Origin of the sequence: Paraburkholderia aspalathi (assembly GCF_905220735.1) — a bacterium.
Taxonomy (GTDB): Bacteria; Pseudomonadota; Gammaproteobacteria; order Burkholderiales; family Burkholderiaceae; genus Paraburkholderia; species Paraburkholderia aspalathi.
Genome location: NZ_CAJNBA010000001.1, coordinates 1,169,515 through 1,189,691, shown reverse-complemented (window position 1 = coordinate 1,189,691; position 20,177 = coordinate 1,169,515). Strand labels below are relative to the sequence as shown.

The following is a 20,177-nucleotide window of genomic DNA, read 5'->3' as shown; positions in this document are numbered from 1 at the left end:
GGAGCGGTAGGCGCGAAGCGTAGCGGCGAAGCGCAGTCGTAAGCATGTGCTGAGGACATAGTAAACTGCGTCAATCAGGAAGTGATCCTTGTCCGGCACAGCCGACCGAGCCGGATACCGTATGTGTACGCAACAACACAAGGACCTCATGAGTCGTCTCGTCGTCGTTTCAAATCGCACTGCCGACCCTCGCAAGCCTGCAGCCGGCGGACTCGCCGTCGCTGTACGCGAAAGCCTGCAACAAACTGGCGGCCTCTGGTTCGGCTGGAGCGGCAAGATCCGCGAAGCCGCGGATGGCACGCAATCCGGCCAGGGGGAAGTTCATGTCCAAACGGCCGGCAACGTCACGCTCGCGACGCTCGATCTGAGCCGCGAGGATCACGACACGTATTACCTCGGTTACTCCAACGATGTCTTGTGGCCGGTATTCCACTACCGGCTGGATCTGGCCAATTTCGACACGCGATTCGCCGCGGGCTATCGCAGGGTCAACCAGTTATTCGCGCAGAAGCTGCTGCCGCTCCTCAAACCGGACGACCTCATCTGGGTTCACGATTACCAGTTGATCCCGCTCGCGGCCGAGTTGCGCGCCATGGGATGCACCAACCGCATTGGCTTCTTCCTGCATATTCCGATGCCGCCGCCGCTGATCATGGCCGCGATTCCGGAACACGAATGGCTGATGCGCTCGCTCTTTGCATACGATCTGGTGGGCTTCCAGAGCGAAGCCGACCTGACGCATTTTTCTCACTACGTCGAATCGGAAGCGCACGCGGAACGCTTGAGTCCGGATCGCCTTCGAGCATTCAATCGAACGCTGCGGGTCGGCGCCTATCCCATCGGTATCGACGTCGACGATTTCAAGCGTCTTGCCGATTCGAAGGAAGGGCGCGACATGTTCGTCCGGATGCGCGACGAGTATTCGCGGCGGCGTTTGCTGGTGGGCGTCGATCGGTTGGACTATTCGAAGGGGCTGCCGCAACGCGTGCATGCGTTCCGCGAACTGCTGACCTACTACCCGGAAAACCGCGATAGCGCGACGTTGATCCAGATCGCTTCTCCTAGCCGCGAGGACGTCGGTGCCTACGACAATCTGCGGCGTCAGATGGATAGCCTGTGCGGCGCGATCAATGGCGACTTTGGTGAACTGGACTGGATGCCGGTGCGCTACATTCATCGGAACGTGGCCCGTAAGCGCCTGCCGGGTCTTTTTCGCGCGAGTCGGGTGGCGCTCGTCACGCCCTTGCGGGACGGCATGAATCTGGTCGCAAAGGAATTCATCGCCGCACAGGACGCTGCCGATCCGGGCATGCTGGTGCTCTCGCGTTTTGCCGGAGCCGCCGAGCAATTGAAGGAAGCGCTGCTGGTCAATCCCTACGACACGCAAGGAACGGCGCAGGCCATTCAACGGGCGCTAACCATGTCGCTTGACGAGCGGATCAACCGGCACGAAGCGCTGCTTAACCGGATCCGTAAGTACGATGTGCACTGGTGGAGTTCGACGTTTCTGCAGGCGCTGGAAGACTGCGAGCCGAATGAAGTGGCGGCGAGCGGCACCAGCTGAACATCTGGCTGAACGGCATCAACCTCGAGACGCCAGGCGTCGCGCCTGGCGTCTATCATCACCGCCTGTCAGGCAGCAGGATCCGCTCGTCCACCTGACGGACGTCAGTGTGGCCGCAAAAGGCCATGGTGATGTCCAGTTCCTTCTGGATGATCTGCAGGCACTTGGTGACACCCTCCTCGCCCATTGCGCCCAGCCCATAGAGAAAGCTGCGGCCGATCAGCGTGCCTTTCGCACCGAGCGCAACGGCCTTCAGCACATCCTGTCCGCTGCGAATGCCGCCATCCATCCACACTTCAATGCGCGAGCCGACCTCGCGTGCGATCTCGGGAAGCGCCGAGATCGAAGAAGGCGCGCCGTCGAGTTGCCGGCCGCCATGGTTGGAGACGATCAACGCGTCAGCGCCGCTGTTGGCGGCAAGGCGCGCATCTTCTGCATCCATGATGCCTTTCAGAATGAGCTTGCCGCCCCACATCTTCTTGACCCACTCGACGTCTGCCCAGCTCAGCGCCGGATCGAACTGCTCGGCGGTCCACGAGCTCAGCGACGACAGATCGCCCACGCCCTTCGCATGACCGACGATGTTGCCGAAAGTACGCCGCTTGGTGCCGAGCATGCCGAGGCACCAGCGCGGTTTGGTCGCGAGGTTGATGAGGTTCGCCGGGGTCAATTTGGGCGGCGCCGACAACCCGTTCTTGATGTCCTTGTGGCGTTGGCCGAGGATCTGCAGGTCCAGCGTCAGCATCAAGGCGCTGCACCGTGCCGCTCGAGCGCGCTCGATCAGCCGCATGATGAAGTCGCGGTCGCGCATCATGTAAAGCTGGAACCAGAACGGTTGGGTGGTCTGGGCGGCCACGTCCTCGATCGAGCAGATGCTCATCGTGGACAAGGTGAACGGCACGCCGAATTTCTCCGCCGCGCGCGCCGCCAGGATTTCACCGTCGGCATGCTGCATGCCGGTCAACCCCGTCGGTGCGAGCGCCACGGGCATGGCGGCCGTCTGACCGATCATTTCCGTGCGCGTGCTGCGGCCCGCCATGTTGACCGCCACACGCTGGCGCAACTTCAGGCGTTGGAAGTCGCTTTCATTGGCACGGTAGGTACTTTCGGTCCACGAGCCGCTGTCGGCGTAGTCGTAGAACATGCGCGGCACACGCCGCTCGGCAAGCACGCGTAAATCTTCTATGCAGGTGATGACAGGCACGGTTTCTCTCAGCGCAGGGAACAAGCGATGAGTGTACGTGCTTAAGACAGTCGTCCGGTACTCCGGGAATACCTGGGGATCATTCAGTCAGGCTCTGCGTAACGGCTTCTGGCAAGCCGCCAGCACCGCGCCGGCTGCGAGCAGCAAGGCGGAATAGACCAGCCCACGTGCGAGACCCGCGCCGTCCGAGACCCAGCCGATAATCATCGGCCCGACGATCTGTCCGAACGCGAACACGATCGTGAATGCGCTAATGCCCTTGCCCCAGTGGCTCGCCGGCAGATTGTGGCGCACGAAAGCCGTGGTCGACGCCACAGCCGAGAGAAACGTCGCGCCGAACAGCACGCCGGAGACAAACGCCACCCACGGTTGCGTGAACAACGCGGGCAACAGCGTCGCCACCGCGAGCAACGCGTTGAGTATCGCGAGCGCGTGGCCGCCGCGCATGCGGTCGAGCAGACTGGACCACAAGCGTGCCGACACGACCGTCGCCACGCCAAGCAACAGGTAGAAGCCCGTCACCACAGCCGCGCTCATGCCCGCGTTGCGGAGCAGTGCGACGATGAACGTCATGTAGCCGATATAGCCGACGCCGAACAGTCCATAGCCCGCCAGTGCGGGGCTGAAACGCGGCCAGCGTGGCGCGTCGGCGGTATCGGAAGCATCCGCGGTCGACGGCCGAGTTGTGTGCACGCTTTCAATTTTTCTAGCGGCGCCGATGGCAATCGCGGAGAACGCCGCGCACGCAACGGCCAGTGCGAACCAGGCAAACTGCCAGCCATGCACGACGTTGAAAATCGTCAACGGCACCAGCACCGATGAAGCGACGATGCCCCACCCCGTCCCGCCGTAGTACAAGCCGAGCACAAGCCCTGCATCGTGCGGTCTCGCCGACGCCAGCCGCGCCGCCAGCACGCCGCCGCTGACGAAAACCGCCGCACTGCTCACGCCGGTGATCACGCGCATCACGAGTAGCGAATGCGTGTCGTCCAGCAGACCGCTGATGGCCATCAGCAGCGCAGTGGCCACGCAGCCCGCGCCGAACAATGCACCGGCCGACCAGCGGCGTGCGAGCCGCGGATAAGCCAGCGCACCCAGCAGATAGCCCAGCGCGTTGGCGGTATTCATCGCGCCGGCTTGAGCGAAGCTCCAGCCGAGATCGAGTTTCATCGACGGCAACAGCAACGCGTAAGCGAAGCGCGCGAGGCCCAGCGCGATCGCGCTGCCTAACGACAGGCCGGCGGCCAGCATCAAGGTGGGGAAGCGCTGCGCCGCTTCAGTGGGCGTGGCGGTCGATGCGGCGTTGAGAGATTTTGTTGGCATTGGCTAGCGTGGGTAGACAAGGATGCGGCAGGCTCGCTGCGGCATTCCGCCATCATATCTGGGGGCGCTCCGTTCGGCTGACGGTTAGTTGCGGATCAGACGCCAGAAGCTCGGCTGCAAGGCCTTCTGACCGTGCGCGTACAGTGCCAAGCCTCAGTTCAATGCTTCGTCCAATTCATTTTCTAAATGCGAATGATTTGCATTTACGATGAAATTGGCCCATCATTCAGTCCATGCCATCAGACGAATACCGAAATCATGATCACAGCCGACCTCAGCCGTCCCGAAACCGAAAGCAAACGCACAGCCGCCGCAGCGCCTGACACCGCCGCCGGATCGAAGGCAGCGGCCGCGCTTGAAGTGCTGCTGTCGCGCCAGTCCCACTGGCCGCTCACCGAGCCGGCCCCGGCCGACGCCGAACTCGATCTGATCTTCGATGCCGCCTTGCGCGCGCCCGATCACGGCAATCTGCGGCCGTGGCGCTTCGTCACGATCCGCGGCGACGCACGCGGCCCGCTCGGCGACGTGCTGGTCGACCTCGCCTGTGCCCGTTCGCCGGGCGAGCCGCGCTCCGCGCATGCGCATCGGCGGCAGAAGGCCTACGCGGCGCCGATCGTGATCGCGCTCGGTGCGTCAATTTCGTCCCAATCGACCGTGCCCGAGACCGAGCAATTGCTGGCGGTCGGCGCGGCGACGATGAACATGCTGAATGCGATCCACGCGCTTGGCTACGGCGGCTTCTGGGCCACGGGCGCCGACAGCTATGAAGCGCAATTGCACGACGCGCTGGGTTTCGCGCCGAACGAGCGATTGCTCGGCTTCCTCTTTGTCGGCACGCCGAAAAACCCGGGCCAAGCAACAGCACGCCCGACACGCAGCGAACACGTGCGCGAATGGCTGCCGCCGCAGCCGGCTAAAAATTGAAGCAAGCATCTGGCGCAAGCACTGCGTCACCGCCTATCCGTCGCGAGCGACAAGCGCTGGCCTGCGACGTGGCCTCCTCCGATCAGGCCGGCGCGACTCATTGGACCGTGTCCATTCAGGAGCCTCGATGAACTTCCGCTCTCAATACAGCAGCCGTCCCGAACTGGTCGACGATCACGTTACCGAGTCGGCCGATGCGCCCGATCGCACGGTCCTCAGCGCCGTTCGTACCTGGCTGCGGCCGGCGTGTGAAACCGTGCGCGGCGGGGTGCACTGGCGCGACATCCTGATCGGCGTGGGCTTGCGGCAAGACGGTATCGAACATTTCGATCTGCTGATGCGTTCGCTAATGCACGTGTCCTATCGTCCGCTCGACATGCGATGCCGCTGCGCCAGCGATCTCGGCAAGGACGAAGCCGTGATCCTGCAAACCATCGCGCTGCTGCAAAAGACGCACAGTGGCGCTGCGTTGCGCATGCTGAGCGAATGGCTGCCGGCGCCGGCCGTGAGTGGCGTGTTGAAGCTGATCCGCTGGTTCGCCATCGATCTGCTCGACGCCGGTGTCGAACTCGACGTGCAAGCGCGCCGCGTCACCTATATGCATTGAGGACCCGAGCGTATGCCGTCGGAACTCGCTTATCTCGCGCCCTCGCGTGTGCGTGACAGCATCGACTCGCAGGCGACGAATAGCGCTAATGCGTTGCAAGCAGATCACCCTGCCTCACCGGTTCAACCTGCTCGAACCGCGCACGCGATCGTCAACGCGGCCGCGCCGCAATTCGTCTCGCATCCGCTAACACGCCACTATCCGCAGCGCGTCGCCGCGCTACGCGCGGGTGAATTGCATATGTGGCGATTCCGCTGCGAATGGCTGCCGGTGCCGGTGCAGGAAGGCGAAACGTGGATTTCGAAGGGAGAGCGCGAACGCGCAAAGCTTCACCCGAACTCGGCGCTACGCAAACGCTTTATCAGCGCACGCGTGGTAACGCGCTGGATCGTCGCGAATCTGTTCGACTGCGAGCCGCATGAGGTTGATCTGCAAGACGACGGGAACGAGAAACTGCGCGCGCGAAATCCGCACGACGGTCGGGGCATCACGATTGATATCGCTTACGCCGGTATTTGGATCGTGATCGGCATTGCGTCGACAGCACTAGGTCTTAGCGTCGTCGTCCCTTCGCCTGGCGCTGCGCTTGACGAGGCGCAGGAAGTCTCACGCCAACGGGCGCGTTATGGCAGCTTGTGCAATGCGTTGCGTTATGCGCCTGTCGATGTCGATCTGGATCTGCTCTCGAGCAACACCGCATCCTGTGCGTTCGATCTTGCCGAACATGGCCGCTGGCATGTGCTCGATCTGCCGATGTCGGGCAAGATTCGCGCAGCGGTTGCAATCGCCCAGCCGGTCACGCAGGTGCATGCGGTTGGATGGCCGAAGGCGTTGGTGTCTGGCGAACGAAAAGTTTAGCGGGTGAACGTTTTCGTCGACCACGCCACACATGCCGCATAGGCTTTAGGCGCCGCAATCCAGCGCGCGGCAATCTCACGCATGTCATCCGGAATCACATTGCGTAGCGTCACCTCGACGCTGTCACGCGGCAGCACCGTCAGATGCTGCAGGCCGCGCGTGATGCCAACGCCCGTCGTCTTGACGAGCGCTTCTTTGGCGACCCATGCGTCGTAAAACGCGGCGCGCTGCTCTTCCACGTCGAGGTTGTCGATCCACACCGCTTCGCTCGCATCGAGCGTCAATGTCGCGATCGAATGCCAATCGAAGCTGTCGCTGCGATGTTCGATATCAACACCGACACGCCGCCTAGGCGACATCGCGATGAGCCCATGCGAGCCTGCATGCGATACGTTGAAATCGAGCGTATTGGAATCGGCCAGATGCGGGCGATGGTTTGCGTCTAGCGTGAATCGGACGGCGTGTGCCGCAATACCAAGACATCGCGCGAGTTGCTCGCGCAGCGCCACACGCACGGAAGCGAAACGCAGCGCATCTTCATGACGGTGAAATTTGCCGGCTCTCGCGCGTTCGTCGTCGCTGAGCGCGGCGAAGGCGGCATCCTCCAACGACGCGTCGAAAGCAAAATCGACCCGCCACAACGAAACGTCGGACGGGCCGTCATGCGGCAGGAGAACAGGTTCGATTGAAGACATCGCGAAGGTTCGAACGCAAGTGGTAAGGTCGTAAGGAAATATTCGCGACTCTACCCGATATGACGATTGAATCGGCTCTAACTCCTGCCCTGCCGGTGTGTATAGTCAATTTTTTACAAGCGCGTTCTGATGGAATGGATCAGAGTATTGGTCACATTGCGCTGAGAAGCTCGGCTGGGACACGCCGGTTTGCGGGCGCTCTTCACTAAACCAGTCTGGAGGTTGCAAGACATGAAGGCCGCACACTATGCCTCAAAAGGCTCCGCTCGAGACGTTCTGGTGGTTGACGAGCAGCCTGATCCGGCCCCTGAAGCGGGCGAAGTCCTGGTGCGCATCGCACACTCCGGCGTGAACCCTTCGGACGTTAAATCGCGCTCGGGCCTCACCAGCCCCGCCATGGATTTTCAGCGCGTTATTCCGCACAGCGATGGAGCCGGCGTCGTCGAGGCAGTGGGGGAAGGCGTGTCGAAACAGTGGATCGGACAGCGAGTCTGGACGATCAACGGCCAGTGGCAGCGGCCATTCGGTACCGCATCCGAACTGATCGCGTTGCCCGAAAGCCAGGTTGCGCGGCTCCCCGACAATGTGTCGACCGAGGCGGGCGCCTCACTTGGGATTCCGCTTCTGACGGCCTGGTACGCGGTGCATGTTTGCGGAGAGCTTCTCGGCAAGACGGTTCTTGTCTACGGCGCCACGGGCGCGGTAGGCGGCTACGCCGTGCAATTGGCCGCGCTCTCGGGTGCAAGAGTGATTGGCGTGGCTGGCAGCCGGGAGAAGTGCGAGCTCGCTTCCCGTCTGGGTGCCGAGTGGGTCATCAATCGCAACGAGCAGGACGTGGTGGCTTCGGTACGCGAGATCACCGCGGGCAAAGGTGTGGACGCCATCATCGAAGTCGACGCAGCAGCCAATGCCGGCAAATATGGCGAGCTGCTGAAGTTTGGCGGTGACGTGATCATCTATGGTTCGGGGGCTGCATTGATCGAGGTCCCCTTCAGATCGATGATTGTTGGCTTCGCGAATCTGCGATTCTTTATCGTGTATAAATTGCCCGTTGAGTTAAGGAAAGCCGCCATCGATGTGCTCACCCCATTGCTGGAACGCGGGGCGCTGCAACATCCTCAGGTCGAGGTTTTTCCTTTGTCGGAAATCGCGAAGGCCCACGAACGTGTCGAGTCGGGCGCGACTGCCAAGATCCTCGTCGACACGCGCAGATAGGCGAACGCCGCAGGAGGCCCTGATGAAGGATCGCGTCGAGTACAAACGCAGCAAGGAGATTCCGGGTCTCGTGCTGAGCGAGGCGCGCTTCTCCGAGTTCCGCTTCGATCGGCACTACCATCTGGACTACCACATCGCGCTGGTAACCGAGGGGGTTCAGCGGCAGGGATTCCATGGCGAAACGCTGCTACTGACACCGGGCAGCATCCAGTTAATGCCACCCGGCGAAGTACATGACGGCAACAGCGCTGGGGACGAGTCGTACACACTCAAGACATTTCGCCTCTCACCCGAGTTACTGAACGGACTCGGTGAGGAAATCTCGGCGCAAAATCGTTTCCCTGCACTGGGTGGCGCGGTCCTTCAGGATTCGTCGCTTGCCGGTCATCTGTCGCGATTGCACGATGCACTGCGAGCGGCTCGGGCGGGTTCCGAGCCCCTGGCAGAACAGTCCGAATGGCTGACGCTACTTGACCGCCTGTTCGTCCAGACACGCATGGTCAAACCGCAGTTTGTCAAAGGCACACTCACCTCAGTACAGTGGCGGCGCATCAAAGAGTATTGCGATGTCCACCTGGCCGAAAAAATCACGCTCGAAGAGCTTGCGGCCCTCTGCAATCTCGAGCGCTTCCATTTCCTCAAGCTTTTCAAGCAAACAGTCGGCATGACGCCACACGCCTGGGTCGTACGACTGAGGCTGGAGCGCGCGTGCTCTTTGCTGAGTCACACTGACCACGGTCTGTCGCGGGTGGCTAACGAAGTCGGCTTTTACGATCATAGCCACTTCAGTCGCGCGTTCCGGCAAGCCTTTGGTGTATCGCCGTCGAAGTATTGACAGACCCGATCGCGGCAGACCGCGCAGCCCAAGCGCCGCACCCTCCATCACTCCCGCACCACTCAGACGAAGCTGCGTCAACGCAACATTGACGCGGCACTAACGTCACGCTGCGCGTCCCGCGGACGACTGAACCCCACAAGCGAAAACCCTCAACTTTTTACAAGCGGGGCAGGCGCACGTCCTTTAACTTTGGGTCATGCGGAAAGTACGTTGTCTTTCCTGATTGCCGCATTGTACGAATCGCCCTGGAACACGAAATGACGAAACTCAGATACTACGACAGCGACGAACTGACGATGAACGCGCAGGTACTCGACTGCTCGCCCGCCGACGATGGCAAGTTCCGTGTGACGCTGGCCGAGACCCTGTTCCATCCGCAAGGTGGAGGTCAGCTCTCCGACCAGGGGACTATCGCTGGCGTAAAGGTCGAGCGCGTAATTCACGAGGGTGACAAGGTTATTCATATCACCGAAAAAGAAGTCGCCATCGGCGATGCGCTGATTGAAGTATCGCCTGAGATCCGCATGCTGCACGCACGGCTCCACTCTGCCGGCCACCTGATTTCCGGCGTCGTGGAGCAGATGGGTTGGTACGCGAACAAAGGTCACCATTGGCCCGGTGAAGGACGAGTCGTTTTTGAGCCACGTGATAACCCACAGTCGCTGACTGTCGAGGGCGTGGAACAGACCGTCAACCAGCTCATCGCGGATGATGTGCCGCGCCATCTGGCCGTAAAGGATGGCATCAGGTCGGTGTGCTTCGGTGACCAGCCGATGCATGGCTGTGGCGGCACGCACGTCAGCTCCGCTGGACAGATCGGCCGTATCAGGATCCTGAAGATCAAAGAGAAGAAAGGACAGCTCTCGATCCAGTACGACATCGAATCCTGATTCCCCAATTTCACTCGTGCCGAGTGCGTCACGCGCCGGCACCTATTTCATACTCAAGGAGATCTCATGAACCGCGCTGAACTGGATGCCCGTCTCGCAGAACTCGGCATCGAACTGCAACCGCCGAAGGCGGCGATCGCCAACTATGTACCCACCGTTCTGGCAGATGGTTTCCTGCACATTTCCGGACAGGTCGCCTTCAAGGACGGCAAACCGTATGCCCTCGGCCAGGTCGGCAAGGAAGTGAGTATCGAACTGGCGAAAGAAGCCGCACGGTTGAGCGGCATGGCGATTCTGTCACAACTTCGCTCGCAACTGATGGACGACCTGAGCGTGATCCGCGTCTGCTCGGTGACTGGCTACGTACACGCAGCCACGGAATTTACCGAGCACCCGGAAGTCATCAACGGCGCCTCGGAGGTTCTCGTTGAAGTCCTCGGTGAAAAGGGAAGGCACAGCCGCGCCGCCGTAGGCGTATCGAGCCTGCCGTTTCGTTGCCCGGTTGAGGTTTCCGCTGTCATCCAGCTCGGCAAACGATAACGCCTTTCACAGACGAAGTCCTGCTATGACACTGCATATCGAAACACCGCTAATCAAGTCGCGCGCGCTCTCACTCAAGACCGGCAAAACCGTTCTCCTGAAGCTTGAAGGGCTGCAACCGAGTGGTTCATTCAAGCTGCGAGGCGTTGGTTTCGCCTGCGAAGAACACAAACGCCGCGGTGCGCTCCGCTTCGTCGCTGCGTCAGGCGGTAACGCGGGGTACGCGGTTGCCTATGCGGGCCGGGAGCTTGGCGTTCCAGTGACGGTCGTCGTGCCGCAGACGACATCTGAGCGAGCCAAGGCGCTTATTCGTGGTGAAGAAGCAGAGGTCGTGGTTCATGGGGCATCGTTCGCTGAATCCAACGCCTATGCGCTTTCGATTCTGGGCGATGGCGACGCGTACCTCCATGCGTTCGACGACCCGCTGCTGTGGGAAGGCCACGCGACGATGATCGAGGAGATCGCCCGGCAAACCGAACGCCCCGACCTGCTGGTTTGCTCGGTCGGCGGTGGCGGTCTGCTGGCAGGCGTCGTTGAAGGACTGCAGCGAATCGGCTGGGGCGACATTCCGGTGTTGGCCGTCGAGACCGACGGCGCGAGTTCCTTCCATGCGGCGCTCAAGGCGGGTGCGCCAGTCGCATTGCCGAAGATTCAGTCCGTGGCGACCTCGCTGGGCGCCAACAAGGTCGCCGCACGCATCGTAGCGCTCGCCAAGGAACATCCGATCCGGAACTGCCTCGTGACTGACGCGGAAGCGATTCAAGGCAGCGTGACCCTGCTCGAAGAACTTCGCCTTCTGACCGAGCCGGCCTGCGGTGCATCGGTGGCCGCACTTGCCCACGTTCCCGAGTATTTCCCGGACGCGCAGCGCATCGTGGTCATCGCCTGCGGTGGCGTAGGCACGACAAGCCAGCAGTTGCTGGAGTGGTCCGATTTTTACAGGCTGGAGGGCGAGCAGGTCGCCGCCAGTCATTCCGATGAGGTGCATTCGTCCGAGAGCCCGCAACGATGAACGACGCGCTGATCCATTCGCTTGGCGACGAGCTGTACACCGCAGCAAAAGACTGTCGCGCGCTCGACCCGCTCACCACCCGCCACACCGATCTGACGATCGACGACGCGTACCGCATCCAGCAACGTGTGAACGCCCGCCGCACTGAAGCGGGGGAACGCATCATCGGCAAGAAGATCGGCGTGACCTCGCAGGTCGTGATGGACATGCTCGGGGTCTATCAACCCGATTTCGGCATGCTCACCGACGCGATGCTTTACGAGGAAGGCGACGCGATTCCGATCGCTTCCCTGATCCAGCCCAAAGCCGAGGGAGAAATTGCCTTTGTGCTCAAGCACGATCTGCGGGGGCCTGGCGTGACTGCCGCGGATGTCCTCGCCGCCACCGCAGGCGTGATGGCTTGCTTTGAGATCGTCGATTCGCGCATCCGCGACTGGAAAATCCGCATCGAAGACACGGTGGCCGACAACGCGTCGTGCGGCGCCTTCGTGCTGGGCAAGCGCGTTGTCGATCCGCGCGAGGTCGACCTGGTCGGATGCGCGATGAAGCTGGAGAAGAACGGTGAGGTGGTCACCACCGGCTCAGGTGCTGCGGCGCTTGGGAACCCGCTTGAAGCGGTAGCGTGGCTGGCCAACACATTGGGCGAACTGAACGAGTCATTGAAGGCCGGTGAAATCGTGCTGTCCGGCTCACTGGCGGCGATGGTTCCGGTCGCAGCCGGCGACAGCCTCAGTGTTTCTATTGACGGCATCGGCAGCTGCTCGGTGCGATTCGTTTGACCCGAAGGAGGAGACATGGTGATCGAAGACACTGCGCTCACCCTGGCCAAGGAGAGATGATGCGACTAAGTGATTTTTTGGATGTCCACCCGGAAGTCGCTGCGGCGTTGGACGCAGGGCGACCGGTTGTGGCACTCGAGTCGTCGATCATCTCGCTTGGCGCCCCTTGGCCAAAGAACGCCGAAACGGCGCTTGTGCTCGAAGCCGAAGTCCGCGCCCACGGCGCGATACCTGCCGCCTGCGCGATTCTGGACGGCCGTATTAAGGTCGGACTCACGCGTGAGGAGATTGAGCGCCTCGCTCGCGGCGGCCGCGATGTGGCCAAGGTCAGCCGACGCGATATTCCGATTCTGGTTGCGTGTGGCGCAGATGGCGCGACGACGATCTCGGCGACGATGCTCATCGCCGACCTGGTGAAGATCCGTGTATTCGCCGCTGGCGGTCTCGGCGGCGTACATCGGGGCGCGCAGGAAAGCTTCGACATCTCAGCTGATCTGCAGGAACTCGCCCGCACGCCGGTCGCATTGGTGTGTGCCGGCATCAAATCGATCCTCGACGTCCAGCTCACCCTGGAATACCTGGAGACGCACGGCGTACCGGTGATCGGCTACGGCACTGACAGTCTTCCCGGGTTCTTTACGCGCGACAGTGAGTTCGGTGTCGAAGTGCGCCTCGACGATCCTCAACAGATAGCGCGTGTCATGAAGGTCAACTGGGCGCTAGGCCTGAACAACGGCCTTGTGGTTGCCAATCCGATTCCAGAGCCATTCGCGTTGCCACGTGAGGACATCGATCTCGCAATTGAGCAGGCACTGGCGGAAGCAGATGCGGAAGGTATCACCGGTAAGGGCGTGACACCGTTCCTTATTTCCCGTGTAAATGCATTGACCGACGGGGCAAGCGCGGAATGCAGCGTTCAGATCGGTCTCAACAACGCCAGGCTGGCGGCTGCGATAGCGGTTGCTTATGCGGCGCTTTAGAGCGGTACCGATCCAGACATCATCAACGCGTGTTTGATCAACGGCCCGCACAAGTTCTAGATCCGCTTCATTTCCTTCGGCACGCCGAGCAACAACGCCACGCCGCTGACGAACAACAGCGCGGTCAGCAGATATAACGCATTGTCCATGCTGCCCGTGTGCGTCTTGATCAGACCGATCACCCACGGGCTGACAATCCCGCTCGTAATGCCGATGCTGCTGATGAGCGCAATTCCGGCCGCCACCGCAGTGCCCGATAGATAGCCCGACGGCACCGTCCAGAAAATCGGCAACGCCGCGAAGATCAGCACGGCCGCCACCGAGAGAATCGCAAGCATCGCCGGGAAGCTGCTCAGATGCAGCGTCAGCAGAGACAGTGCGATGCCGCCGCCGATCGTGCAAACCGCGAAGTGCCTGCGCCGTTCGCCACGACGATCCGAGTGCCGCGCAATCAGAATCAGGCCCACTGCGCCGACTGCATTCGGAATCACGGTATATAGACTGATCGCCAGCACGTCGTGAACACCGAAGTCGCGAATCATTAGCGGCATCCAGAAGCTCAGCGTCAGCGACGCGCAGGTCAGCGAAAAATAGATGAACGCGAACAGATACACCCGCGGGTTACGCAACGCTTGCATGACGGAGCGCGATGAATGCGCGTCCGATGAAACGCGGCGGTCTTCATCGCGCTGCGCGATCAATTGTGCCTTCTCGGCATCGTTGAGCCACGTTGCATGCTGCGGACCGTCAACCAGATAAAACGCGGCAAGCAGGCCAAGTACGATGGCTGGCGCACCTTCGATCACGAACATCCACTGCCAGCCGAACAGCCCCATCACGCCGCCCATATCGCGCATGATCCAGCCGGACACCAGGCCGCCGAGCACCCCCGCCACTGCGACGCCCGCGAAGAAAATCGACAGCACGGCTGCGCGCCGCCGGGCCGGATACCAGTAGGTGAGATACAGCACGATGCCGGGAAAGAACCCCGCTTCGAACACGCCGAGCATGAAACGCAGCACGTAAAAGTGCGTGGGTTTCGACACCAGCATCATGCCGACCGATGCGATGCCCCACAGCAGCATGATCCGCGTGAACGTGCGGCGCGCGCCGAAGCGCGCGAGCAGCATGTTGCTCGGCACTTCACACAACACGTAGCCGATATAGAAGACCGCCGCGCCCAAACCATACATGGCGTCGCTGAAACCGAGGTCGTGCTTCATCTGCAATTGCGCGAAGCCGATGTTAATGCGGTCGAGGAACGACACCACGTAACACAGAAAAAGAAACGGAATGATCCGCATCGAAACCTTGCGATACAGCAGGTCGTCGTGCGCAACGGCGGACGCGCCCAGCGCGGGGGCGAGGGATTGGCTCATCGGTTATCTCCAAACGTGAGGGTCCAGCGGACCCGCTGGGTCCGGCGTCTTGATGCGCCGCGTTTCGGTTTTCTACTGGAACGGCATGCGGCGGTATAAATACGCCGCGCGCCGTGGTGAATTGCGCATGGCTCGAACGGCCACGCGCGTGCAGCGTTATATGGTTACCGCTTGTCGTGATTCATGTTCAGGCAACCAGCGAATGGGTCTGCGCGCCTTGCGCTGAAGTATCGGTCACGCCTTGACGTGCGTGCCGCATCGCTTCAAGCAGCGTCGCGTGATCGCCGATATGGTTGGCGAGCAACAAGATCAGTTGCGCGTTGGCTGACTGACTCTGCGCATCGTCCAGATCGCGATGCATGTCGATCAGCGCCTCGTAGAAATCGTCGGGGCGGACGAGATTGGGTTGCGTGTTCAATGCCATCACTGTCTCCTGCTATTTTCTTTTGCCGATGTGCCGCGTTTGTCCTGCCCTCAGGCCGTGCCCTCAACGCACAACGCTCGCTTCAACGCACCTTCCACAAAGCTCGCGTCGAGCTGCCGACGACGTGCACATACATGCTGGTCCGGTCGAATCAAATAGAACGTGCCGGGTTTGCCGTCGTAACGAGCGGCTGCAAGACCGTCGACGTCGTGCACCACCTTTGCACCCGAAGCCACAGCGACCTGGACATTGTTACTCGTCACCACGACGACGAGCTTCAGCGGAATCGGCCCACTTTGCAACGCATCCAACGCAGCTTGCGTCATCTGATCGATACCTTCCGAGCCGCAGAACAACACGCCTGTGAACTGCTGACCGAGTTGCTGTAACAACCATGCGGATTCCCCGGCGACATGAACCGGCGCATCGACGCACGATGCCCCCGGCACCATCAGACCTTCAAAGCTGTCGCTGTCCGCCGTATTCAACGGGGAATCACGCAACACCGCCGGCACCGACAAGCGGCCGCTATTCGTCAACTGCCGCGCAAACGGGTGATGCCGCGCGAGCTTCAACACAGCATCGCGGAATACGCGGCTAACCGGGCTCTTCGGCGTGATGAAATCGGTCGAACGCGTGGAGTTGCGGATGTTTTCATCAGCGGCGAATTCACGCTCGCTTGCATACGTATCGAGCAAAGCGTCGGACGCTTTACCTTCGAGCACCATCGCCAGTTTCCATGCGAGGTTTTCCGCGTCCTGCACGCCGCTATTCGCGCCACGTGCGCCGAACGGCGACACGCCATGCGCGGAATCGCCCGCGAACAACACGTTGCCGTGCCGGAAACGATCCATGCGCAAACACGAAAACGTATAGACGCTGACCCATTCCAGCTCGAACTTTGCATCCGGTCCGAGCAACGCACGCACGCGCGGGATCACGCGTTCCGGCGTTTTTTCCAGCACCGGGTCAGCGTCCCAGCCCAACTGAAAATCGATCCGCCACACGTTATCCGGCTGACGATGCAACAGCACCGATTGATTCGGATGGAACGGCGGATCGAACCAGAACCAACGCTCGGTTGGAAACTCCGCTTCCATCTTCACGTCCGCGATCAGGAAGCGATCTTTGAACGTCACGCCGTGGCTGTCGAGTCCCATCAGATTGCGCATCGGGCTGCGTGAGCCATCGGCGGCCACCACATAGCGGCCGCGTAACAGGTACTGACCGTTCGGTGTATCGACCGTCAGCGTCACACTGGCTTGAGCACTACCAGCCGTGCCGTTCTGCTGCACGCCGACCACTTTGCTCTTCCAGCGGATCTGGAGATTCGGCATCTCCTGCGCGCGTTCGAGCAGAAAGCCTTCGACGTAGTACTGCTGCAGGTTGATGAACGCGGGCCGATTGTGGCCCGCTTCCGGTTGCAGATTGAACGTGTACACCAGTTCATCTTTCAGGAACACCTTGCCGACATTCCAGCTGATGCCCTTGTCTACCATGCGCTGCCCGCAGCCGAGCCGGTCGAAGATATCGAGCGAGCGCTTTGAGAAGCAGATCGCCCGCGAACCGGTGGACAGCGAACAGTCGTCGTCGACCAATACGACCGGCACGCCCTGTTGCGCGATATCGATCGCGGTAGCGAGGCCCACTGGCCCCGCGCCGACCACGATCACGGGATAGGCCACCTGTTCCGCGTCGCCCTGCTCCGCCTGCTCCCGGCACGGCTTATAGTCGAACGACAGCGTCTGGTAGTTGATGCTCATCTTGTGTCTCCGTCCATCTCTGCTCTGCTTGACGCTTTCCGGCGTTTCTATGCTGTTATCAGGCTTGCAGCGCGTCCCACATTTCCTTGTCGCGTTGCGCGGTCCAGATGCGCGGATGCGTGATGCCGCTCGCTTCGTCGAAGGCACGCGAGACGTCGAACGGCAGGCAGTGTTCGTAGATGAACACATGGCCGAACTTCGGATCCATTGCTTTGCGCGTATGCGCCATTGCGGCCTTCAGATCGAGCTTCTGTTCGACAGCTTCGCGGCCTTGCTGCAATAGCGTGGTGACGAAGTCTTTCGTGTAATCGAGGCCTTTGTTGACGTCTTCCGGCGTGGTCAATGCAGGACCGCGACCCGGCACCAGCTTCTCGGCTTTCAATGCGCGCAGCGCTTCGAGCGTGGCCGGCCATTGTTCCAGTTGTGCATCGCCGCAGTAGCAGGCTGCGTCGTATTCGACCAGGTCGCCGGAGAACAGCACCTTCTGCGACGGCAGCCACACCACCGTATCGCCCTTCGTGTGACCCGCACCCAGATGCGCGATGCGCACTTCGAGCTTGCCGAGGAACAACGTCATTTCCTTTTCGAACACGAGCGTGGGCCACGTCAGGCCCGGCACCGTTTCGACACCGGCGAAGAGACGCGGGAAGCGCTCGATTTCCGACTTCATGTCTGCTTCGCCGCGCTCGACAATCATCTCGTACGTGCCGCGGCTCGCGATCACCTGTTGTGCGCCTTCTTCGAAATACGCCGACGCGCCGAGCACGCGCACCGCGTGGTAGTGCGACAGCACGACGTATTTGATCGGTTTATCGGTGACGCTGCGAATCTTCGCGATGAGGTCTTGCGCCATGGCCGGCGTGGCGGTGGTGTCGACGATCAGCACGCCGTCGTCACCGATGATCACGCCCGAGTTCGGATCGCCTTCAGCGGTGTACGCGTAGGCGTTCTCGGATAGCTTGGTCCACGTGACTTTCTTGACTTCCAGGTCGGCCTGGGATGCGAATGCCTTTGCCATGCTTGTCTCCCTCAAAAGTTGGACGTGAGGCGAGACGGCCGGCTGCGCGTTCCGATTTCAGAGGCGCGGGCTGACGGTATTGGGGGTTGTCTCGCCCCGTTTTGACTCTGTGACTGCACCGGTATGTCGGGGTGAATGCATCTTATGGCCGGGCCAGTTTATTTGTCAATAGCGAAATGTATCGCTATACGCAAATCACAGAACGCCTAAGATAAGGGCAGGAAGGCGCGGCTTTCGCGCAGGGCTTCGGCTAACATGGACCCTTTTTACGGACGAGCGCAGGTGTGAGCAAAGCAGCGAAATCGGCCACCGACAAAGGCGCGGGCGGCAGCGAGACGGCGGATGGCGGCAAGACGCAGCGCGGGATTCAGAGCGTTGAAGTGGGCGGCCGCGTGTTGCTGGCGCTCGCGCAGGCGCGCAGCCCGCTGGCTTTGTCCGATCTCGCCACTGCCGCGCAGATCGCGCCGGGGCAAGCGCATGCCTATCTGGTGAGCTTGAGCCGCTTAGGTCTGATCAAACGTGACGAACTGTCGGGCCGTTATGAACCCGGTCCGCTGTCGTTGCGGCTTGGGTTAATGCATCTGGAGAATCAGCCGGCGTTTCGCGCCGCCGTGCCACGCGTCGCCGCTTTGGCCGAGGCGATCGGGTTCAGCGTCGCGATCTGTATCGCGGGGCCGCAAGGGCCGACCATCGTCCGCTATGAGCATGCGGGCTTTCCGTTGCATGTGAATCTGCACGTGGGCACGGTGATGTCGCTGCCGGCGACGTCGACGGGTCGCGTGTTTTGCGCTTATCTGCCACGCGAGGCGTTGGCGGGGATGTGGGCGAATCAGTCGGGCTCGCTGGATAGCGCGATGACGCCGGCTGATGAACGTGCTGCGTTCGAAGCCGCTTTGGATGCTATCCGCGCACGCAAGTTGGAATGCAGCGTCGATGCGCCGAGTCCGGGCATCAGCAGTTTGAGTGTCCCGGTGCTCGATGCGGACGGCCGCTTGTGCCTCGCGCTGACGGTGATCGGCTCGACGGGCGTGATCGACGTTGCTGCCGATGGTCCAACGGCGCGCGCGCTGCTTGCCGCGGCTCATGACATTAGCGCTGAGCTTGCGGCGTCACCTTCCTTGTTAGCTTCTTCCGCATCGTGACCGATTCTTCCGACACTTCTTACGCTGCCTCAGGCTCTTCCGCTGCTTCTGCCGATGCGAAGCCGCAGCGCGGTATCCAATCGCTCGACAGCACGGGCGAATTGCTCGGCGCGCTGGTTGCGGCTGCGCGGCCGTTGAGCTTGCGCGATCTTGCGGCCGCTGCGGGCATGCCGCCGGCCAAAGCGTTTCCGCATCTGGTGAGTCTGCTCAAGATCGGTTTGCTGAACCGCGATGCTGCAGGTTGTTTCGAAGCCGGGCCTTTAGCGCTTGAGCTTGGGCTGATCGGCTTGCAGCGTTTGTCGCCGACTCGGGAAGCTGAGCCGGAAGTGGTCGAACTGGCTGTATCGACTGGAATGAGCGTGGCGATGGCGGTGCTCGGACCGCTCGGGCCGACGGTCGTGCGACTGGAAGAGTCGGCGCGGCCGCTGCACGTGAGCTTGCGGGTCGGCACGGTGATGTCGCTGGTGAATACGGCGATTGGGCGGGTGTTTGCTGCTTATGTTGCGGACGATGTGCGTCATGGGCTGCTGGCGCAGGATCATTTGCGGTTGGCGGGGGCTGAGGCGGGGGAGACGAAGGCCTATGCTCAACGGCTCGCACAAATCCGCGCGGATGGTATCGATACGGCGTTGAGCCGGCCGGTGCCGGGGATCAATACCTTGGCCGCGCCGGTGCTGGACCATACCGGCAGCATCTGTCTGGTGCTCGCGGTGATGGGGCCGACCGGCAGCTTTGATAGCGAGCTCACGGGCGGCCCCGCGCAAACTTTGCGCGCGGCGACGCTGAGGTTGTCGCGGCGGTTTGGGTGGATGGCGGCGGCCTCGTGAAGCGCCAGCAATTCAAAGTTTGAGCGAGCAGAAGTCATTTCAGCAAGACAAGGCGCCATCTCGTAATCGTTTTGCGAGAAAACAGGCCGTTTGTAATCGTTTTGCGAGCGAAGTAATCGAAACACTGAAAAAATGCCGCGCTGTAACTATTCGATTGACTCGGCCCCAAGGGCCAACTCCATGATGTGAGTGGTC

Annotated in this window: 20 protein-coding genes; 13 read left to right on the top strand and 7 right to left on the bottom strand. The window is 61.3% G+C overall.

Annotation, left to right across the window (positions count from 1 at the left end; all coding sequences use genetic code 11):
- Nucleotides 1-148 precede the first annotated feature (148 nt).
- Nucleotides 149-1,564, top strand: a complete 1,416-nt coding sequence (gene otsA / locus KHO30_RS05275) for an alpha,alpha-trehalose-phosphate synthase (UDP-forming) (RefSeq protein ID WP_211700257.1) — start codon at nt 149-151, stop codon at nt 1,562-1,564.
- 58 nt (nt 1,565-1,622) lie between these two features.
- On the opposite strand, the gene KHO30_RS05270 is transcribed toward otsA, so the two are convergent.
- Nucleotides 1,623-2,768, bottom strand: coding sequence for an alpha-hydroxy acid oxidase (locus tag KHO30_RS05270; RefSeq protein ID WP_211700256.1), 1,146 nt, complete (start codon nt 2,766-2,768; stop codon nt 1,623-1,625).
- 87 nt (nt 2,769-2,855) lie between these two features.
- The gene (locus tag KHO30_RS05265) at nt 2,856-4,091 is read right to left on the bottom strand and encodes a YbfB/YjiJ family MFS transporter (protein WP_211700255.1); all 1,236 of its coding nucleotides are present in this window, start codon (nt 4,089-4,091) and stop codon (nt 2,856-2,858) included.
- A 258-nt stretch (nt 4,092-4,349) separates the two neighbouring features.
- Between KHO30_RS05265 and KHO30_RS05260 the strand changes: the two genes are divergently transcribed.
- The 3 genes from KHO30_RS05260 to KHO30_RS05250 all read left to right on the top strand — a co-directional run bounded on the left by KHO30_RS05260 (nt 4,350) and on the right by KHO30_RS05250 (nt 6,480).
- Nucleotides 4,350-5,015, top strand: coding sequence for a nitroreductase family protein (locus KHO30_RS05260; protein WP_211700254.1), 666 nt, complete (start codon nt 4,350-4,352; stop codon nt 5,013-5,015).
- A gap of 127 nt (nt 5,016-5,142) precedes the next feature.
- Entirely contained in the window at nt 5,143-5,622 is a 480-nt protein-coding gene (locus KHO30_RS05255; protein ID WP_211700253.1) for a hypothetical protein, read from the top strand.
- Nucleotides 5,623-5,634: 12 nt separating this feature from the next.
- Entirely contained in the window at nt 5,635-6,480 is an 846-nt protein-coding gene (locus tag KHO30_RS05250) for a 4'-phosphopantetheinyl transferase family protein (protein ID WP_244863951.1), read from the top strand.
- On the opposite strand, the gene KHO30_RS05245 is transcribed toward KHO30_RS05250, so the two are convergent.
- The gene (locus tag KHO30_RS05245; protein WP_211700252.1) at nt 6,477-7,175 is read right to left on the bottom strand and encodes a 4'-phosphopantetheinyl transferase family protein; all 699 of its coding nucleotides are present in this window, start codon (nt 7,173-7,175) and stop codon (nt 6,477-6,479) included. The two genes, KHO30_RS05250 and KHO30_RS05245, sit on opposite strands and share 4 nt — an antisense overlap.
- Nucleotides 7,176-7,406: 231 nt before the next feature.
- On the opposite strand from KHO30_RS05245, the gene KHO30_RS05240 reads away from it, so the two are divergent.
- From KHO30_RS05240 to KHO30_RS05210, 7 genes are all read left to right on the top strand, one after another.
- Nucleotides 7,407-8,390 (top strand): NADPH:quinone reductase, encoded by a 984-nt coding sequence (locus KHO30_RS05240; protein WP_211700251.1) that lies wholly within the window; start codon nt 7,407-7,409, stop codon nt 8,388-8,390.
- Between the two features lie 22 nt (nt 8,391-8,412).
- Nucleotides 8,413-9,225, top strand: coding sequence for an AraC family transcriptional regulator (locus KHO30_RS05235; protein ID WP_093642003.1), 813 nt, complete (start codon nt 8,413-8,415; stop codon nt 9,223-9,225).
- A gap of 260 nt (nt 9,226-9,485) precedes the next feature.
- On the top strand, nt 9,486-10,118 hold the full coding sequence (locus KHO30_RS05230; RefSeq protein WP_211700250.1) for an alanyl-tRNA editing protein: 633 nt from the start codon (nt 9,486-9,488) through the stop codon (nt 10,116-10,118).
- A 66-nt stretch (nt 10,119-10,184) separates the two neighbouring features.
- The gene (locus tag KHO30_RS05225; protein WP_211700249.1) at nt 10,185-10,658 is read left to right on the top strand and encodes a RidA family protein; all 474 of its coding nucleotides are present in this window, start codon (nt 10,185-10,187) and stop codon (nt 10,656-10,658) included.
- Between the two features lie 25 nt (nt 10,659-10,683).
- The gene (locus KHO30_RS05220; protein ID WP_211700248.1) at nt 10,684-11,670 is read left to right on the top strand and encodes a pyridoxal-phosphate dependent enzyme; all 987 of its coding nucleotides are present in this window, start codon (nt 10,684-10,686) and stop codon (nt 11,668-11,670) included.
- Nucleotides 11,667-12,449: a 2-oxopent-4-enoate hydratase gene (gene dmpE, locus KHO30_RS05215; protein ID WP_211700247.1), complete on the top strand. Its 783-nt coding sequence runs from the start codon at nt 11,667-11,669 to the stop codon at nt 12,447-12,449. Before KHO30_RS05220 ends, dmpE begins: the two co-directional genes overlap by 4 nt.
- Before the next feature lie 56 nt (nt 12,450-12,505).
- The gene (locus KHO30_RS05210; protein ID WP_211700246.1) at nt 12,506-13,429 is read left to right on the top strand and encodes a pseudouridine-5'-phosphate glycosidase; all 924 of its coding nucleotides are present in this window, start codon (nt 12,506-12,508) and stop codon (nt 13,427-13,429) included.
- A 56-nt stretch (nt 13,430-13,485) separates the two neighbouring features.
- Here the strand turns inward: KHO30_RS05210 and KHO30_RS05205 are convergent, their stop codons facing one another.
- The 4 genes from KHO30_RS05205 to KHO30_RS05190 all read right to left on the bottom strand — a co-directional run bounded on the left by KHO30_RS05205 (nt 13,486) and on the right by KHO30_RS05190 (nt 18,013).
- Nucleotides 13,486-14,808 carry an MFS transporter gene (locus KHO30_RS05205; RefSeq protein WP_211700245.1) on the bottom strand — a complete coding sequence of 441 codons (1,323 nt, stop codon included), beginning with the start codon at nt 14,806-14,808 and terminating at the stop codon, nt 13,486-13,488.
- 187 nt (nt 14,809-14,995) lie between these two features.
- Nucleotides 14,996-15,232, bottom strand: coding sequence for a DUF2783 domain-containing protein (locus tag KHO30_RS05200; protein WP_211700244.1), 237 nt, complete (start codon nt 15,230-15,232; stop codon nt 14,996-14,998).
- Between the two features lie 50 nt (nt 15,233-15,282).
- Nucleotides 15,283-16,995 carry an FAD-dependent oxidoreductase gene (locus KHO30_RS05195; RefSeq protein WP_211700243.1) on the bottom strand — a complete coding sequence of 571 codons (1,713 nt, stop codon included), beginning with the start codon at nt 16,993-16,995 and terminating at the stop codon, nt 15,283-15,285.
- Nucleotides 16,996-17,053: 58 nt separating this feature from the next.
- Nucleotides 17,054-18,013, bottom strand: a complete 960-nt coding sequence (locus KHO30_RS05190) for an MBL fold metallo-hydrolase (protein WP_201082675.1) — start codon at nt 18,011-18,013, stop codon at nt 17,054-17,056.
- A 284-nt stretch (nt 18,014-18,297) separates the two neighbouring features.
- Here KHO30_RS05190 and KHO30_RS05185 point away from each other — a divergent pair, with 284 nt between their 5' ends.
- Nucleotides 18,298-19,155, top strand: coding sequence for an IclR family transcriptional regulator (locus KHO30_RS05185; RefSeq protein ID WP_211700242.1), 858 nt, complete (start codon nt 18,298-18,300; stop codon nt 19,153-19,155).
- Nucleotides 19,152-19,982: an IclR family transcriptional regulator gene (locus KHO30_RS05180; RefSeq protein WP_211700241.1), complete on the top strand. Its 831-nt coding sequence runs from the start codon at nt 19,152-19,154 to the stop codon at nt 19,980-19,982. The genes KHO30_RS05185 and KHO30_RS05180 overlap by 4 nt, the downstream gene beginning before the upstream one ends.
- Nucleotides 19,983-20,177: the final 195 nt, after the last annotated feature.

Excerpts from the sequence above, each read along its gene's own strand:
- KHO30_RS05235 (WP_093642003.1), top strand. The coding sequence starts at position 8,413 with ATGAAGGATCGCGTCGAGTACAAACGCAGCAAGGAGATTCCGGGTCTC.
- otsA (WP_211700257.1), top strand. The coding sequence starts at position 149 with ATGAGTCGTCTCGTCGTCGTTTCAAATCGCACTGCCGACCCTCGCAAG.
- dmpE (WP_211700247.1), top strand. The coding sequence starts at position 11,667 with ATGAACGACGCGCTGATCCATTCGCTTGGCGACGAGCTGTACACCGCA.
- KHO30_RS05265 (WP_211700255.1), bottom strand. The coding sequence starts at position 4,091 with ATGCCAACAAAATCTCTCAACGCCGCATCGACCGCCACGCCCACTGAA.
- KHO30_RS05255 (WP_211700253.1), top strand. The coding sequence starts at position 5,143 with ATGAACTTCCGCTCTCAATACAGCAGCCGTCCCGAACTGGTCGACGAT.
- KHO30_RS05245 (WP_211700252.1), bottom strand. The coding sequence starts at position 7,175 with ATGTCTTCAATCGAACCTGTTCTCCTGCCGCATGACGGCCCGTCCGAC.
- KHO30_RS05220 (WP_211700248.1), top strand. The coding sequence starts at position 10,684 with ATGACACTGCATATCGAAACACCGCTAATCAAGTCGCGCGCGCTCTCA.
- KHO30_RS05260 (WP_211700254.1), top strand. The coding sequence starts at position 4,350 with ATGATCACAGCCGACCTCAGCCGTCCCGAAACCGAAAGCAAACGCACA.
- KHO30_RS05195 (WP_211700243.1), bottom strand. The coding sequence starts at position 16,995 with ATGAGCATCAACTACCAGACGCTGTCGTTCGACTATAAGCCGTGCCGG.
- KHO30_RS05240 (WP_211700251.1), top strand. The coding sequence starts at position 7,407 with ATGAAGGCCGCACACTATGCCTCAAAAGGCTCCGCTCGAGACGTTCTG.
- KHO30_RS05250 (WP_244863951.1), top strand. The coding sequence starts at position 5,635 with ATGCCGTCGGAACTCGCTTATCTCGCGCCCTCGCGTGTGCGTGACAGC.
- KHO30_RS05230 (WP_211700250.1), top strand. The coding sequence starts at position 9,486 with ATGACGAAACTCAGATACTACGACAGCGACGAACTGACGATGAACGCG.
- KHO30_RS05225 (WP_211700249.1), top strand. The coding sequence starts at position 10,185 with ATGAACCGCGCTGAACTGGATGCCCGTCTCGCAGAACTCGGCATCGAA.
- KHO30_RS05205 (WP_211700245.1), bottom strand. The coding sequence starts at position 14,808 with ATGAGCCAATCCCTCGCCCCCGCGCTGGGCGCGTCCGCCGTTGCGCAC.
- KHO30_RS05200 (WP_211700244.1), bottom strand. The coding sequence starts at position 15,232 with ATGGCATTGAACACGCAACCCAATCTCGTCCGCCCCGACGATTTCTAC.
- KHO30_RS05210 (WP_211700246.1), top strand. The coding sequence starts at position 12,506 with ATGATGCGACTAAGTGATTTTTTGGATGTCCACCCGGAAGTCGCTGCG.
- KHO30_RS05190 (WP_201082675.1), bottom strand. The coding sequence starts at position 18,013 with ATGGCAAAGGCATTCGCATCCCAGGCCGACCTGGAAGTCAAGAAAGTC.